At 48.5% G+C, this 16,405-nt stretch carries 17 protein-coding genes; 5 read left to right on the forward strand and 12 right to left on the reverse strand.

The genetic code is table 11. The features are described 5' to 3' along the window. Window positions 1-25: 25 nt before the first annotated feature. Together EOO50_RS03165 and EOO50_RS03170 are read left to right on the forward strand one after the other, a co-directional pair. Window positions 26-1,021: an NAD(P)H-dependent glycerol-3-phosphate dehydrogenase gene (locus EOO50_RS03165; RefSeq protein ID WP_290837830.1), complete on the forward strand. Its 996-nt coding sequence runs from the start codon at window positions 26-28 to the stop codon at window positions 1,019-1,021. 1 nt (window position 1,022) lies between these two features. Then, window positions 1,023-1,250, forward strand: coding sequence for a hypothetical protein (locus tag EOO50_RS03170; RefSeq protein WP_290837832.1), 228 nt, complete (start codon window positions 1,023-1,025; stop codon window positions 1,248-1,250). Here the strand turns inward: EOO50_RS03170 and EOO50_RS03175 are convergent. Together EOO50_RS03175 and pheS are read right to left on the reverse strand one after the other, a co-directional pair. Beyond that, window positions 1,247-1,654, reverse strand: a complete 408-nt coding sequence (locus EOO50_RS03175; protein WP_290837834.1) for a hypothetical protein — start codon at window positions 1,652-1,654, stop codon at window positions 1,247-1,249. The two genes, EOO50_RS03170 and EOO50_RS03175, sit on opposite strands and share 4 nt — an antisense overlap. 191 nt (window positions 1,655-1,845) lie before the next feature. Further along, window positions 1,846-2,865 carry a phenylalanine--tRNA ligase subunit alpha gene (gene pheS, locus EOO50_RS03180; protein ID WP_290837892.1) on the reverse strand — a complete coding sequence of 340 codons (1,020 nt, stop codon included), beginning with the start codon at window positions 2,863-2,865 and terminating at the stop codon, window positions 1,846-1,848. Between the two features lie 184 nt (window positions 2,866-3,049). On the opposite strand from pheS, the gene EOO50_RS03185 reads away from it, so the two are divergent. Continuing rightward, a complete protein-coding gene (locus EOO50_RS03185) occupies window positions 3,050-4,567 on the forward strand; it encodes a T9SS type A sorting domain-containing protein (protein ID WP_290837836.1) in 1,518 nt (505 codons plus the stop codon). 3 nt (window positions 4,568-4,570) lie between these two features. Here the strand turns inward: EOO50_RS03185 and EOO50_RS03190 are convergent, their stop codons facing one another. Continuing rightward, window positions 4,571-4,927 carry a hypothetical protein gene (locus EOO50_RS03190; RefSeq protein ID WP_290837838.1) on the reverse strand — a complete coding sequence of 119 codons (357 nt, stop codon included), beginning with the start codon at window positions 4,925-4,927 and terminating at the stop codon, window positions 4,571-4,573. A 64-nt stretch (window positions 4,928-4,991) separates the two neighbouring features. Between EOO50_RS03190 and EOO50_RS03195 the strand changes: the two genes are divergently transcribed. Further along, window positions 4,992-5,501 (forward strand): CvpA family protein, encoded by a 510-nt coding sequence (locus tag EOO50_RS03195; RefSeq protein ID WP_290837840.1) that lies wholly within the window; start codon window positions 4,992-4,994, stop codon window positions 5,499-5,501. On the opposite strand, the gene EOO50_RS03200 is transcribed toward EOO50_RS03195, so the two are convergent. The 9 genes from EOO50_RS03200 to EOO50_RS03240 form a co-directional block, all read right to left on the reverse strand. Next, on the reverse strand, window positions 5,502-6,245 hold the full coding sequence (locus EOO50_RS03200) for a tetratricopeptide repeat protein (RefSeq protein ID WP_290837842.1): 744 nt from the start codon (window positions 6,243-6,245) through the stop codon (window positions 5,502-5,504). A 2-nt stretch (window positions 6,246-6,247) separates the two neighbouring features. Next, complete coding sequence (locus tag EOO50_RS03205; RefSeq protein WP_290837843.1) at window positions 6,248-8,011, reverse strand: BatD family protein; 1,764 nt, start codon at window positions 8,009-8,011, stop codon at window positions 6,248-6,250. Between the two features lie 29 nt (window positions 8,012-8,040). Beyond that, a complete protein-coding gene (locus tag EOO50_RS03210) occupies window positions 8,041-8,835 on the reverse strand; it encodes a BatD family protein (protein WP_290837845.1) in 795 nt (264 codons plus the stop codon). Next, window positions 8,835-9,605 carry a tetratricopeptide repeat protein gene (locus EOO50_RS03215; protein WP_290837847.1) on the reverse strand — a complete coding sequence of 257 codons (771 nt, stop codon included), beginning with the start codon at window positions 9,603-9,605 and terminating at the stop codon, window positions 8,835-8,837. The genes EOO50_RS03210 and EOO50_RS03215 overlap by 1 nt, the downstream gene beginning before the upstream one ends. Beyond that, window positions 9,602-10,639, reverse strand: a complete 1,038-nt coding sequence (locus tag EOO50_RS03220) for a VWA domain-containing protein (RefSeq protein ID WP_290837849.1) — start codon at window positions 10,637-10,639, stop codon at window positions 9,602-9,604. The genes EOO50_RS03215 and EOO50_RS03220 overlap by 4 nt, the downstream gene beginning before the upstream one ends. Window positions 10,640-10,642: 3 nt before the next feature. Then, on the reverse strand, window positions 10,643-11,644 hold the full coding sequence (locus EOO50_RS03225) for a VWA domain-containing protein (protein WP_290837894.1): 1,002 nt from the start codon (window positions 11,642-11,644) through the stop codon (window positions 10,643-10,645). Beyond that, window positions 11,644-13,257, reverse strand: a complete 1,614-nt coding sequence (locus EOO50_RS03230; RefSeq protein ID WP_290837851.1) for a hypothetical protein — start codon at window positions 13,255-13,257, stop codon at window positions 11,644-11,646. The genes EOO50_RS03225 and EOO50_RS03230 overlap by 1 nt, the downstream gene beginning before the upstream one ends. Further along, entirely contained in the window at window positions 13,258-14,124 is an 867-nt protein-coding gene (locus tag EOO50_RS03235) for a DUF58 domain-containing protein (RefSeq protein ID WP_290837853.1), read from the reverse strand. Window positions 14,125-14,215: 91 nt separating this feature from the next. Then, window positions 14,216-15,220: a MoxR family ATPase gene (locus tag EOO50_RS03240; RefSeq protein WP_290837855.1), complete on the reverse strand. Its 1,005-nt coding sequence runs from the start codon at window positions 15,218-15,220 to the stop codon at window positions 14,216-14,218. Between the two features lie 169 nt (window positions 15,221-15,389). Here EOO50_RS03240 and EOO50_RS03245 point away from each other — a divergent pair, with 169 nt between their 5' ends. Continuing rightward, window positions 15,390-16,259 carry an aldo/keto reductase gene (locus EOO50_RS03245; RefSeq protein ID WP_290837857.1) on the forward strand — a complete coding sequence of 290 codons (870 nt, stop codon included), beginning with the start codon at window positions 15,390-15,392 and terminating at the stop codon, window positions 16,257-16,259. Window positions 16,260-16,405 lie beyond the last annotated feature (146 nt).

Raw genomic sequence — 16,405 nt, forward strand, 5'->3', positions numbered from 1 at the left:
TTTGGCTGAATTCAACTACACGATTATGACACAAAAACACAAATTCGCAGTTATCGGAGGCGGAAGCTGGGCGACCGCCATCGCGAAAATGCTTTGTGTAAATGCCGATGAGATTGCCTGGTATATGCGTAACGCCGATGCGATTGCGCACCTGAAAGCACATTTCCACAACCCGAATTACTTGAGCTCGGTCGAGTTCAACCCGAATAAATTGCGACTCACGAGCGACATCAACGAAGCCGTCGCATTTGCCGATTACATTATTTTCGCGATTCCATCGGCTTTCTTGAACGACGAATTGAAAAAACTTACCGAAAGCCTTGAAGGGAAAATCATTTTCTCGGCCATCAAAGGCATCGTCCCCGAAACCAGTCTGATCGTCGGGGAACATTTCAACGAGACATACGACATTCCATTCGAAAACATCGGCGTCATCACCGGACCGTGTCACGCCGAGGAAGTCGCACTCGAACGCCTTTCCTACCTGACCATCGCATGCGGCGATCCCGACAAGGCGAAAGTCGTTGCGAAAGCGCTCGCAAGCGATTATATAAAAACGAAGATTTCCGACGATATCATCGGCACCGAATACGCGGCGATGCTCAAGAACATCTACGCGATCGCAGCCGGAATCGCGCACGGCTTGGGTTACGGCGACAACTTCCAGTCAGTACTCATGAGCAACAGCATCCGCGAGATGAAGAAGTTCATCCGAAAAGTGCACAAGATGAAGCGCAATATCAACAACTCGGCGTATCTGGGCGATTTGCTCGTCACGGGTTATTCGGTTTTTTCGAGGAATCGCATGTTCGGGAACATGATCGGGAAAGGTTATACCGTGAAAAGCGCCCAAATGGAGATGAATATGGTCGCCGAAGGTTATTATGCCGCCAAGAGTGCGCACAAGTTAAATGAAAAGCTCGAAGCGAAGACTCCGATCATCAATGCGGTTTTCGACGTTTTATACGAAGGAAAAGACGCGAGGTCGGTTTTCAAGAAACTAACTGAAAAATTAGACTGATATGAGTCCGAGATGGAAATACCAAATCCGAAACGGAATGTTGTTCGCATCGGTAATGACGTTGTCGTTCGCGTTGATGAATATTCTCACCGGAGACAAATCCGTCGCTGAAGAACTTTCGTCACCGCAATTCTACGTGCGCGCCGGAATCATGACGATTCTTGGCATTTTTTTCGTCGGATATTTCAACTGGCGCGAGAAAGAAAAAGAAAATAAAAAAACGACTTAACGCACGATCACGCCAGGCTGCCAGATATGCGGCACTTCCTCAGTCGCGCGTTCGTTTATCGTGTTGGTTCGGAAGATGAATTTCTTGTCATACAGAGTGTTTCCGATAAAATACGTAACCACGAATTCGTTGTTGAGCGCGAGCACGCTTTTCTCGACCATTTCCACTTTTACGAGCGATTGCGTCGGAACTTTCACGAACGCATGACGCAACAACGACGTTTTTTTCATTTCGCCATCAATCGTTCCGAACGCCTTTGACACGACCATGACGCTGTCGAGATCAAAATCAGAATCGTTGACCAAATGAACATACCAGACTTTTTCCATAAAATCGTCGTTCCATTCCTGGATCGCGGCGAGGAAAACGTTTTCTACTTTGGGGATGATGATATCTTTTTTCATTATTCTGACAAATGACTAAAGACAAATGACGAAGGACTTTGTCTCGATTTTAATTGACGTTCAGGAACCGTAAATCGTTTTCCCAACCCAGAATTTACGTGCGACAATACGAAGCCGCTCGTGACATTTACGACACAAAGTATTTCGAGAAGACTCGACGTCCTTTGTCGTTCGTCATTCCGACTTTCGTCTTAAATACTCGCCTTAAACTGCTCCAAAAACCGAATATCATTCTCATAAAACATCCTGATGTCGCCGATTTGATACAACAACATCGCGATGCGTTCGATTCCCATCCCGAATGCGAAACCATTGTATTCGTCAGGGTTGATGCCGCAGTTTTTCAAGACATTCGGGTCGACCATTCCGCAGCCCATGATCTCGAGCCAACCGGTTCCTTTGGTGATGCGATAATCGGTTTCGGTTTTGAGACCCCAATAAATATCGACCTCGGCGCTCGGTTCGGTAAACGGGAAATACGACGGACGCAGACGGATCTTCGACTTTCCGAACATTTCCTTGGTGAAATATAACAACGTCTGCTTCAAGTCGGCAAACGAGACATCCTTGTCGATATACAAACCTTCGACTTGGTGGAAAATACAATGCGAACGGCTTGAAACCGCTTCATTCCTGAACACGCGTCCCGGAGAAATCGTGCGGATCGGCGGTTTGTTGTTCTCCATGTACCGAACCTGGACCGACGACGTATGCGTGCGCAACAAGACATCAGGGTTTGTCTGTATGAAAAACGTGTCCTGCATGTCGCGAGCCGGATGATATTCAGGCAAGTTCAACGCGGTGAAGTTGTGCCAGTCGTCCTCGATTTCGGGACCTTCGGACACATTGAACCCGACCGACGCGAAAATATCGATGATCTGGTTCTTCACGATCGAAATCGGATGGCGCGAACCGATAACCAAAGGTTCGGCAGGACGCGTCAGATCGCCGTAACCGCCTTTCACCTCGACTTTGCTCTCGAGCGCTTCCTGAAGTGATTTCACTTTTTCCTCGGCCGTATTCTTGAGTTCGTTGATCACTTGACCGAACTCTTTTTTCATGTCGTTCGGAACATTCTTGAACTCGGCAAAAAAGTCTTTCAAAAGCCCTTTGCTTCCAAGGAATTTAATTCGGAACGCTTCGAGGTTTTCTTTTGTATCGGTATGGAAATCGCGTGCTTCGGCAATGTATTCTTTGATCTTGTCGGTCATCTTCGTCGTATTGAACGGCAAAGGTACAACTCTGTCGTTAAATTTAAAACTGCGGCTGTAAAGTAGACGGTCGATATTGTCGGCCGACAGCCAAAATTCGTTCTGTTTTTTGTGCGATGGCAATTTTCGGAACGTCGGATTCCAAAACCACCGCTATTTTCGAAGCCAAACCGAAAATAAAACCATGAAAAAAACTCTACTTCTCGCATCTTTCTCGACTTGTTTATTTGTCCAAGCCCAAGTTCCGCAGATCCAGTGGACGAAAGCGCTCGGCGGATCGGCGTCCGAATATTCTGAAGACATCGCGCAAACTCCTGACGGCGGCTTCATCGCAGTCGGCACGACCGCCTCGAACAACCAACAAGTAACCGGAAACCATGGAGCGGAAGATGTTTGGGTCGTGAAGACCGACGCGTTAGGAAACATCGAATGGCAAAAATGTTACGGAGGTTCGAGTTCTGAGGAAGGCAACGCGATCCGAACCACATCTGACGGCGGCTACATCATCGCGGGCGCAGCGGCATCGAACAACGGCGACATAAGCGGCGGCCACGGCAGCAATGATTTCTGGGTGCTCAAACTCACGAGCACGGGCGTGGTTTCCTGGCAAAAATGTCTGGGCGGAACCATTTTCGAATGGGCCGAAGACATACAGCAAACGGCTGACGGCGGTTATATCATAGCCGGATCGACCCAATCCACGACGGGCGATGTAAGCGGAAATCACGGAGGCGAAGACGCCTGGGTCGTAAAACTTGACGCATCTGGCAATTTACAATGGCAACGCTGTCTGGGCGGAACCGGAACCGACACGGCAAGATCCGTAACCCAAACCCAGGACGGCGGCTATATTTTGCTTGGACTCACGAATTCCAATAACGGAGACGTGACGGGAAATCACGGCGGGAACGACTTTTTCGTATCGAAACTCTCGCCGACGGGAACCGTGGAATGGACGAAAGCCCTCGGCGGAACGGCAAGCGACGTCGGTCAATGGATCGTTCAGTCACCGAACGGAAAATATATCTGCGCGGGAAGCACGGCATCCAACAATGGAAACGTTACGGGAAATCACGGCGGCATTGATGTCTGGATGGTACAACTCGACGCTTCGGGCACGGTCGAATGGCAGAAATGCTTCGGCGGAACAGGATCTGACGTCGCGCGATGCGTCCAATCTACAGTCGGCACGGGCTATATCATCGCGGGCGATTCGAGTTCGTCGAACAACGACGCGACGCAAAACAACGGGAATACGGATTTTTGGGTCGTTTCAATTGACGCGACGGGAAATATCCAATGGCAAAAATCGCTTGGCGGATCGAGTTCCGATTCGGGAACATCGGTAAGACAAACGGCTGACGGCGGATTTATCGTCACGGGAAGCACGCCGTCGAACGATATTGACGTCGTCGGAAATCACGGCATCTACGATTTTTGGCTTGTGAAATTCGCGCCTGAACCATTGGCAGTAGCGTCGAATCATACAACTGATTTCAGGCTCTCACCGAATCCGGCCTTAGATCTCATTTCTTTTTCGGAAACTATTGAAAACGCATCGATCATCGATATTTCGGGCAGAGTCGTGGGAACGATCACGAATTCCGATCAGTTGGAAATTTCGGGCCTCAAGACGGGAATGTATTGGATTGTCGGAACGATTTCGGGCCGATCGATCAAACAAAAATTCGTGAAAAAATAGCCGCTATTCTATGAATCCTTTTTCGAGGAAGTAACTCACGATCGCCTCTTTCATGAGAACCGATTGCTCTCCGGCTTTCAAAGGCGGCAATTGTTCCTTGACCTTGTAATGTGGCCAACCGTCGCGATCGACGTAATCGAACTCGTAAAATCCATAGGGTTCGAGCAATCGGCAAATCCCGATGTGCATCAGATTGAGCTTCTCGTCTTTCTTGAATTTCTTGTGCACCTGCCCGAGTTCCTGGACGCCGATCAAATAAATGATCGCATCGAGATCCAAATCCTCGCCTTGTGAAAATCTATCCGACAAGAGTTGGACAATCTTTTCCCATCGTTCTTTAAGTTGTGTATCGCGTGACATTAGTGATGTTGCATAGCATTTCGCTATTTTTACGCAAAATTACGCAAATAAAAAGCATTCCATCGTGGCTACAATAGACATCTTCCTTGTTCTTTTTCTTTTTATCGGAGTATTCAACGGCATGAGAAACGGGCTTTTCGTAGAATTTTCATCGTTCGTGGGCTTGCTTATCGGGCTTTGGGCCGCGTTGCGATTCTCAGAGTTCACGCGTGATTTCTTGGGCGAACATCTTGGATCGAACCCAAAAACCGCTTACATTTTCGCATTCATAATCACGTTTATCGCCGTCGTGGCCGGAATCAGCGTCTTGGCGAAATTACTTACCAAAGTCGCTGATTTCTCAGGTTTGGGAATCTTCAACAAGATTGGCGGCGGCATGTTCGGATTCGTGCGCGCACTGTTGATCTTAAGCGTCCTGCTCAACATTTTCGAAAAAGTAAATTTCATGGATTCTTTCGCGAGTCCTGAAACCATCGCGAATTCGAAGTTATACGGACCGACGAAAGCGTTCGGGGAAGTAATCTATCCGTTCCTAAAAGAAGAACTGCACAACATCAGGATTCCCGCGAACTGATCACTTCAATTCCTTGATCGCCGATTGCTGGATCCATCCTGATGAACCGTCAGGCAACTCGACTTTCTTCCACTCGTCGAGCGCTTCCAAAACGTAAACCTTGCTGCCTTCGTGCAATGTGAATGCGTCGGGCGCGTCTTTCTGCGGTTCGCTTTTCACGCCTGCTATTCCTGAGAATACGATCGCGGGACGTTCCATTTCGTAAGTGCTTTTTTCGAATATCGCCGCAAAAACGCTCGCCGCTATAAACAGTAAGGCCGCGAACATCGACACGAAGAATATGCGTTTGACCAAAGTCGTTCCTGAAAAATAATATCCGACGAACAGCAACAGGAACAAAAACGCGCCTCCAACGGCCAATTTCGCCCAGGAATTATAGTGGAATCCTGATGTGAAATCCTCTATCATTTTCCGGAATCCGACCTTTGGAACTTCTTTGACGTCGTCAATCTGCAATTTTTGCGCGAATTTCAAATTCGTAGAAATTTCCTTGTCGTTCGGGCTCAACAGCAACGCCTTTTCGTAGTTGTAGATCGACGGCGCGACGCGATTGAGCTTGTAATACGCATTTCCGAGATTGAAATACAATTCCGCCGATTCTTTCTTGGATTTCAACACGTTCTCATAAGCCGAAGCCGCGCCCTGGAAATCGCCTTTCCGATACAAAGCGTTCCCGTTCTCGAAATCCTTCTGCGCCCAAATAACCTGCGTAAAGAGCGCCAAAATATAAACTAGCTGCTTCATGGTCAATTGATTTGTTTTTCGAGGTCTGAAATTATCGTGGCTGCTTTTTCATAATCGTGTTGGATCGCAGTATTCGATGCCGGCGCATATCGGGCGAATTCGCAATCTTCGGTGAGTTTTATGAACGCGTCGATCGTTTGCGGCTGGGCGTTTCTTGACAACAACAATTCACGGATGCGGTCTTTGCTCATCTCGCTGGTTTCGATTCCCAATTTCGCCTTCAGGAAGTTATGCAACGCCTTTTCAAGCGCGATGTAAAACAATTCCTTGTTTCCGATTTGCTTGCGCGCTTCCGACAGGAATTTCTTGACCAAACGATTCGACTGACGCGTACGATTTCCTGCAACGTCACGATCGAGCGCTTCTTTCTTGCGTCGGCCCAGAATCAGGAATGGAATCGCCAAGAATGGTGCGAGCATCAATCCGTAGAACATGCCCGAACCGAAGAAATCCTCGCGTTTTGTCGGCGTCAATTTCGTTTTTAGTTTTATGAACGCGAACTGATCCGAATGTGAAACCTGTTGTTTCGCCACACCGTTTTGCGCGACCGCGGAATCGCTCGTCGGCGTTCCCGGTCCGTCAAGCACTTTGATCATGATTTCAGGCGATGTGATCGTCTTGTATTTGCCCGATCTCAAGTCGAAATACGAGAACGACATCGGTTTGATCGGGTAATTTCCTTTGTAGGTGGGAACAATCGTGTATGTGTCCGAAACTTTGCCGTTCATGCCTGAAAGCGGCGTCGATACATTTTCCTTGTGTACCGGATCGTACATTTCAAGCGCCGTCGGCACGACCGGCTTGGGCAAATCGAACAATTTCAAATTCCCCGTTCCCGTAACCGAAACCGACAAATCCAGGCTTTCCCCGTTTCTCAACAATGTTTTGGAAGGCTTGACCTTGAAATCGAAATTCCCGACAGCGCCCGTGAAATCGTCAGGACGACCGGCTTCAGGCAACGCGCGGACGCTGATCGTGCGGCCTCCCGCTGACACGCGTTTGGTGTCTTCGATGACTTGTTGTCGGCCCCAGAAATCGCGTCGGCCTGCAAGCATCTGCACATCGAGTTCGAGCGAAAGTGGTTCGATCGTAAGCTTTCCTGATTTCTGCGGATACAGCACGACTTTCTTCAAGACGAAGAAACGCACAGGTTCGCCGTTCAACGTACCTTGTTCTGGCTTTAGTTGTTTGATGTCGATGTTCTGGCTCCAGAAGTCGTTGTATTTCGGCTTGTCGAGTTCGCGGTAATTCCCGACGCCGACATTGTAACCGATGTAAAGTTTGTACACGACCGTGATCGGTTCGTTGATGTATGGATTCGATTTGGAGACTTCGGCAACCAGGCGCAAATTGTCTTCGGTAACCTGCGGACGCGGCGCTTCACCGGGTTGCAACGGCCTTTCGACGGGAGCCGTCGCCGTTACGGTCAACCCATTTGTTTTGTAAATCTGTCCGTTGATTTCTATCGTAGCCGGTTTGATCACGATCGCGCCTCTTTGCGTCGGCATCAAGTAGTAGGAGTAACTTTTGTTGAATGAGCTTTGTCCGTTCACCCAATTCTGGCTGATTTGTTGGATCGGGCCGCCCACGACCTTGAATCCTTGGAAACTCGGCGGGATGAAGTTGTCGCCATCGGCGTTCATCGTGAAGTCGATGCGCAGGGTTTCGTTCTGGGCGAGCGTGGTTTTGCTTACCCGAGCCTCGAATTTCACCTGTGCCAGCAATCCTTGGCAACAGAGCAACAAAATGACTGCAAATTTATTCATGTCAAACATTCGTGATTCAACTATCTTTTTCATGGCGTGACGGTGATTTGTCGCGCTTCGGTTGTGACTTGTATCGTTTTTTTATCGGTGAGTTGGCGTCCGAAAAAATCCCTTTTCCGATTTCCGATTTCGGCCTCAAAGGTAAAAGTTCGCGGCTCGATTTTCAATATGCCTACTTTTTTGGGTTTGATCAATACTTTTTGGAACACGATCCACCGATATTTCTCTCCATTTATTTCCTCTTCGATCGGGACAATTGCCGACGTATCGGCAGGCACAATTTGTAAATCCGGATTACGTGCACTCGTTTCGTTCCATTCGTACAATCCGACATGTCCTGGCAAATACAGTTTGTAAATCACTTCGGCGGTTTCGTCCAAGCGGATGGCGGTTTTAGAAATTTCGATCTTGAAATACACGCTGTCGGAGCGTTTCTTCACCTCGAAACCTTCGATCTTTTCCTTGACATCGATGAATATCGGCGATGTCGAATACGTTTTCCTGTCATAATCCATTGACGCCTTCCCGATTTCAGCTTTCCCTACATTTCGCGCCTTCAACACATATCTGAAATGCTTCGAATAACTTTTCTCGCCTTTCAACCAACTCTGAGAAACCCGTTGGCTCGGTCCGGCGACGACATCAAAATTGACGAATTCAGGTTGCGTGAAATTCTCACCGTCCACATTCGTCGTAAATTCTACTGATATCGTATCGCTCACCGACATTTGGGCCTTACTCGTTTTCGCCGTGAACACGACGTCCTGCGAACGCAAACCGTGCATACAAAACAGCGATAATATGACGAGCGCGATCCTTTTCATTACCAATCCTTCTCAGTTTGCACGGGTTTACCTTTCACCTGACGCGCTTTCACCTTATCCTGAACTTTCTTTTCCTCGTTGTTTACGGCGTCGAGCAAGTTGTCCATGCGCTGGCCTGAAATTCCGCTTCCGGGTTTTGGCTGCGGTTTCTGCTCTGGCTGTTTTTGGTCGCCTCCGTCTTGTTTGTTCTGGCCTTTATCTTTGTTGTCCTTTTCTTTCTCGTCCTGTTTGTCGTTCTGTTTTTTGTCCTTGTCGCCGCCCTTGTCGTCTTTTTTATCCTGCTTGTCCTTGTTCTTGTCCTTGTCGTTTTTCTTTGGCGGCGGCGGCGGATTTTCCTTGAGCTTTTGCTTTGCAAGCGCGTAATTGTAGCGCGTTTCCTCATCACTCGGATTGTTGATGAGCGCATTCTTAAACGCCTGGACTGCATTCTGATAATCCTTTTCCTGCATCAGCGCGTTGCCCAAATTGTGATACGCCTTGTGTTTCTCAGGTCGCGTCGTGGCGTTTTTTATCGCGTTCCCGTAAGCATATTTCGCCTCTGACGGATGCTTCATCGCGTAAATACTATTCCCCAAATTATAAGAAGAAATTGCTTTCTTCCGGAATTTCGATTGGGAAACGCGGTAATCGGCTTCGGCTTCGAGATAATCTTTTTTCTCGAACGCGTTATTTCCCTCGGGCAGGAATTTATCCTTTTCCTCTTTCACTTCTTCTTGGGCCGAGACGATCGCGCAGCACAAGATCAAAGCGAATGTTATAGCGTTTTTCATGATTCTTTCTCGTTAAAAAGGTTCATTTTTCGGATCCATTTCGTTTTCTTCTCGAGCAAAAACACATCGATCGCGAGCAATACGAACGCAATCCCGATAAACCATTGGAACTGCGAATTGAAATCGGTGAATTGTTGCGTCTCGAGTTCGCTGCGTTCTATCGTGTCGAGTGATTTCTTAACATAATCGACCACGTCTTTCGTGATATTTCCGTCGACGTAACCCTTGCTGTTCTTGGAAAGCATTTTCAGGCTTTCGGCGTTGCGTTTGGTCACGACAACCTCATCGTTCTTGTCGCGCTTGAAACCCAGGACGCGATTCCCTTCCTTTAGCGGAATCGGGCCGCCTTTCTCGGTTCCGATGCCGATCGTGATAATCTTGATTCCGAGTTTCTTCGCTTCCTCGGCCGCATCTTGCGCTCCGTCTCCGTGATCTTCGCCGTCTGAAACCAAAATAATGAGTTTACTCGTCTGCTTGTCGTCGTCGAAATACGTCGAGGCCAACGTGATCGCTTCTCCGAGCGCGGTTCCCTGGCTCGAGACGATGTCGGTGTCGGCGCCTTGCAAAAACATTTTCGCCGACGCGTAATCGGTCGTGATCGGCAAAACAGGAAAAGCGCTTCCCGCATACGCTACGATTCCAATGCGGTCGCCGGCCATCTGGTTGATCAGCTGCGAAATGACTTGCTTCGATTTCTCGAGCCTGTTCGGTGCGACATCTTCGGCAAGCATACTCTTGGAAACGTCGACCGCGAACACGATGTCGATGCCTTCGCGCTTGACGGTTTCAGTCTTCGTACCGATTTTCGGATTCACCAATCCAATGATCAGGCACGCTAGCGCGAGCATGAAAATCGAGAATTTGAGCGTCGCCTTGAACGTCGATTTCTCGGGCGAAAGTTTGCGCACCATTTCAAGATCGCCGAATTCCTTCTGCTTTTTGCGTTTCCAGTACAAATTGAACAGGAAAATCGCAGCGAGCACGGGAATCGCGATCAGCAAATACAAATATTTTTTATCGTCTAACTCGTACATTGTCTATATGAAACTTCTGTAAACCGTTGTTCGCAACCCGATTTCGGCGAGCAAGAAAAGCGCGGCCAAAATAGCGAACGGACGGAATTGTTCGTCGTAATCGTAAAATTTAAGTTCCTCGATCTCGGTCGTTTCGAGTTTGTTTATCTCGTCGTAAATCTTCTCGAGACTGTTGTTGCTCGTGGCGCGGAAATATTTTCCTCCGGTCTTGTCGGCGATGCTTTTCAGGAGCTGTTCGTCTATTTCGACGGGCATCATCTTAAACACGAAACCGCCGTTCGGAGCATATCCGACGGGAAATTCGGCGCGGCCTTTCGTACCGATTCCAATCGTATACACTTTGATGCCGAATTCTTTCGCAATGTCCGACGCCGTTTCAGGTTCGATAAAACCGGTATTGTTCACGCCGTCGGTGAGCAAAATGATGACTTTACTCTTGGCCTTGCTTTCCTTGAGTCGGTTCACGGCCGTCGCCAATCCCATTCCGATTCCCGTTCCGTCTTTTAGAACGTTGTCGTATTTGACCGATTCGATCGCTGCTTCGACGATGGCTTTGTCGCTCGTGACGGGCGTTTTCGTGTACGCCTCGGCGGCATAAACCACCAAACCGATGCGGTCGTTCGGGCGCGCTTCGACGAATTTCTTCGCGACTTCCTTCAACGCTTCCATTCGGTTCGGGCGTAGATCTCGCGCAAGCATACTGGCCGAAACGTCGACCGAAATCACGATGTCGATTCCTTTAGTCGTCTTGGTCTTGCTGCTGATGTCGACCGTTCTCGGACGCGCCAACGCCACGATCATCGCACTCAAGGCGAGCAATCGGAACACGAAAAGTATCGGTTTGAGTTTGGCTAAAATCGAACTCTTGCCTTTGAAACCCGCGAGTGAACTCATTTTCAATGTAGGCGTTTGCTCCTTGCGTTTCCAGATATGATATGTGATCAGCACCGGCAATGCGAGGAACAGCCAGAAGAAACCCGGGTTCATGAATGTTATTCCGTCCATCATTGCGCTGCGATTTTAAGTTCGGCCGAATTGATCACGCGTTCGCGGATCTGTTTGGCATATTCGTCGTCTTCGCGGTGCGCGATCAACAAGACCTGCAAGCCGTTCTGTTGCCCGAAAGCCAGCAATTCGTAATACATTTTTTCGCTGTGGCCTGTCGTCGGGCTTTTCAAGGTCATGGTTCCGTAGGCTTTTCGGCCCGAAATTCCCTTATCGGTGTTGAATTCTTCCTGCTTGATGAGCATGTTGCTCGCGCCTTGTGACTCCATCGCATGCAGATAGCCTTCGACGCCTTTCTCGAGATCGATCTGGGTTTCACCTTTGTAGTTGATCGTTCCGGCGATGATGTAGAAATTGTCGGTGAGCGAGCCGTACGTGAACATTTGCATGTCCTTGATGAGCGCCGCGGCATCTTTGGGCAGGCGCTGCTTGTCGTCTCGCTTCAGGACTTTGGGCGTTTCGATCGCGATGGCCGGATTTCCGTATTCGCTATACACCCATTCGCCGTCGAGCAAATCCTTCGTCGGATGCCCGATGAGATTGTCTTTCACGTAATCGAAGCCTTTTGTCGCCACGAAAAACACAAAAGTCCCCAACAAAAGCAATGCGAAAACCCCGACGCCCGCAAAAATCCGGTTGCGCTTTTGGCGTTTGAGCATCTTTTGTCGTTGCAGTTCGTGGAACAATTCGGTTTCTTCGTCTTCTTCCTCTTTCGGAACCGATTTGTCGATCACGACGATTACCTTTTCGATTTTTTCGCGGTCGCCGACGATTTCGAAATCCATCGGACGCGATTTCGCAAACTTCACCAAATCGGCGGTTTTCAAGACGCGCTCGAGATTTTCGAACGTTTCCTGGTTCACGGGCATTTTCTTGTTCGAAGCCGCGTTTCTCAAGGCGACGATGAGTTCCGACGTCGTGCTTTCCATGGCCGGAATATGTACGACTTCTTCGATGTATGTTCGTGCGATGTCGGTCAATTCCGAATAATAATCCTTGACTTCGCCTCGCTGAACGAGCTGCTTCTTCTCGAGGTTCGACAGCAATGCGTTCGCTTTCTCTATGGGCGATTTGTAGATGATTTCGTCGGTTTTCTTCTTCTGAAGTTTTTTGACCAGAAGATAAACGCCATATCCGATGGCCGCGAGCAAAACCAATCCGAGCAAGTAGCCCCAAATTCCCCAACCGACGCTCGGCGCTTCCATGATCGGTTTGATGTCGTACAACTTTTGCTTGAGCGTATCGACAACGACATTTGAAACCTCAACGGTCAAACTGTCGGAGAAATATGGTTTGTCGTTGATGATGACTTTGAGTTGCGGAACCGTGTAACGCCCCGAATCGAATTGTGTCAATCCGTATTTCTTGACGAGTTCGTAGCGATCGCCTTTCTTGACGGTGTCGATGACGTAATTTCGAATAACCTCAAGATTCCCGAAATTCGTTCCGCTCGGGAACGTTACGTTCGACAATGTATCGACGTTCGTACGCAACGTCAAATTGAATTGCGCGCCTATTTTGTTTTTGGTCGTATCGATGCTCGTCTCGACGCGTTTCTGGGCAAACCCGAACGCCGAAACCAACAACAATGCGAGATACAGAATTTTTTTCATTTACGTCCTGGATTTGAAATAGCCCAGTAATTTGGTCACGTAACTTTCATCGACGCGCGTATTTACAGTGCCCGCGCCACATTTGCTGAAAGTTTCCTTGAAATATTTGATTTTTTCGTGATAGTATTTTTCGTAATCGAGCCGCACTGATTTCGCGCTCGTATTCACCAATCGTTGTTCGCCTGTTTCGGCATCGAGCATCGGGACGATTCCGAGGTTCGGGAGTTTTTCCTCTCTCGGATCATAGACGCGGATGCCCGTGATGTCGTGCTTTTTGGATGCGATTTTCAGGACGTGTTCGTAATCGGGCGACATGAAATCGGAAATCAAGAACACGATCGCTTTCTTTTTTTGCACCGACGACAGGAATTTCAACGCTTGTGCGACATCTGTTTTACGGCTTTTCGGCTTGAATTCGATAAGCTCGCGAATGATGCGCAACACGTGCGATTTCCCTTTCTTGGGCGGAATGTACAGTTCGATCTGGTCTGAAAACAAGACCAATCCGATCTTGTCGTTGTTCTGCGTCGCTGAAAATGCCATCGTCGCGGCAATTTCGGTCACGATTTCATCCTTGGATTGGCTTTTCGAGCCGAAACTTTCGGAGCCCGAAACGTCGACCATGAGCATCATCGTAAGTTCGCGTTCTTCCTCGAAAACCTTGACATACGGTTCGTTGTAGCGCGCCGTCACGTTCCAGTCGATCGAACGGATATCGTCCCCGAACTGGTATTGGCGCACTTCGCTGAAGGTCATGCCTCGGCCTTTGAAAGACGTGTGATATTCGCCCGAGAAGATGTGATCGCTCAATCGTCGGGTCTTGATCTCGATTTTACGGACTTTTTTGAGAAGATCCTTGGTATCCATTTTTTTTAGATTTGAGTATTGAGATAATCGTATTGAGACGAGACGTCAATCAGCGACAATCTCAAGACTCAATACTCATGACTCATATCTATTAAGGCACTTCGACTTCGTTGACGATCTTGTTGATGATGTCGACCGACGTGATGTTCTCCGCCTCAGCCTCATACGTAACCCCGATCCTGTGGCGCAACACGTCATGGACGACGGCGCGGACATCTTCAGGAATCACGTAACCGCGACGCTTGATGAACGCATAACACTTGGCGGCAGTGGCCAAATTGATGCTTCCGCGTGGCGACGATCCGAAACTGATCAATGGTTTCAGGCTTTCGAGTCTATATTTTTCGGGGTAACGCGTGGCGAAAATGATGTCGAGGATGTATTTCTCGATTTTCTCGTCCATATACACTTCACGGACAGCGGCTTGGGCGCGCAAGATCTGGTCGATTGAGATGACTTGGTTTATTTTTTCGAACGCACCTTTCAAATTCTGGCGGATTACGAGTCGCTCGTCTTCCATCTTGGGGTAATCGATGACGGTCTTGAGCATGAAACGGTCGACCTGGGCTTCAGGCAACGGATACGTTCCTTCCTGTTCGATCGGGTTCTGGGTCGCGAGAACCAAAAACGGCTTGTCCAATTTGAACGTCGTATCGCCGATCGTGACTTGTTTTTCCTGCATCGCCTCGAGCAACGCCGATTGCACTTTGGCAGGCGCACGGTTGATCTCGTCGGCAAGTACGAAATTCGCGAAGATCGGCCCTTTCTTGATCGAGAATTCGTTGGCTTTTATGTTGTAGATCATCGTTCCCACGACGTCGGCGGGAAGCAAATCGGGGGTAAACTGTATGCGGCTGAACGAACCGTGAACGGCCTGAGACAACGTATTGATCGCAAGCGTCTTTGCAAGTCCGGGAACACCTTCAAGCAAAATGTGACCTTGTCCCAGAAGTCCGATAAGCAATCGCTCCGTCATGTGTTTTTGCCCGACGATTACCTTTCCGATTTCAAGGTTAAGCAGGTCGATAAAAGCACTTTCTCTCTCTATTTTTTCATTGATTGCCCTTATGTCTAAAGCGGCACTGGTGTCTTCCATTCTGAGATTATTTAGTTAAATAAATGTTTGGTCGAAATGAACAGCGCAAATTGGAAATTTAATTGGTTTTCAAATGTTAACGCTCCGTTAAAAAATCTTTGAAACCCCTGTATTTAAGGATGATTTGTGATTTTGTTTTTATAATTTTAAGACCGCTAATAAACACCTCTTGAAAACAACATTATCGCCCGTAATTTCGGGTACCATGAATTGGGGCGCCTGGGACAAAAAGCTCAGCGCCGACGAGATGGCAAACACCATCGACATTTGCCTCGAAAACGGAATCACCACTTTTGACCACGCCGATATTTACGGCGGTTACACGACCGAGGAAGAGTTCGGTCACGGATTCAAAAAAAGCCGCGTGAACCGTGAAAAAATCCAACTTATTTCAAAGTGCGGCATCCAGCACATCACCGGAAATCGCAGCAATCGCATCAAACATTACGATTACAGCAAGGAATATATCATTTGGTCGGTCGAGAATTCGCTCAAGAATCTGCAGACAGAATTTCTCGACGTATTGTTGTTGCACCGACCGAGTCCTTTGATGGTCGCCGACGAAATTGCCGAAGCGATCACGAAACTGCAATCGGAAGGGAAAATCGTCGACTTCGGTCTGTCGAATTTCACGCCTTCGCAAACCGATTTGATCCAGCAAAAAATTAAAGTCGACTACAACCAGATCCAATTCTCGGCGACGAATTTCGAGCCGATGATCGACGGAAGCCTCGACCACATGCAGGTTCATGGCATCCGTCCGATGGCTTGGAATCCGCTCGGAAATGTATTCCGCGAAGATTCGGAACAGACGCGCTGGCTCAAAAGATTGCTCGCCTCGTTGGTCACGAAATACGAAGTCGGAGCCGATGTCTTACTGCTCGCCTGGATTCTAAAACATCCCGCGAACATCATCCCGATTGCGGGAACGGTTAACGTCGCGCGCATCCAACAACTCATGAAAGCGACCAAGATCGAGATGGAACTCGAGGATTGGTTTGCGATCTGGACGGAAAGTATGGGCGATAAAGTGCCGTGATGCTGTAAGCTGTAAGCTGTAAGCTGTAAGCTGTAAGCTGTAAGCTGTAAGCAAAAATATTCGCTGCCGAATCCAACTTTACAATCGAAGAAAGAATGTCATCTTACCCCGAAAAAAGCCTAAAGCTTACAGCTTAAAGCCTAAAG

Source organism: Flavobacterium sp. (assembly GCF_004211145.1).
Classification (GTDB): domain Bacteria; phylum Bacteroidota; class Bacteroidia; order Flavobacteriales; family Flavobacteriaceae; genus Flavobacterium.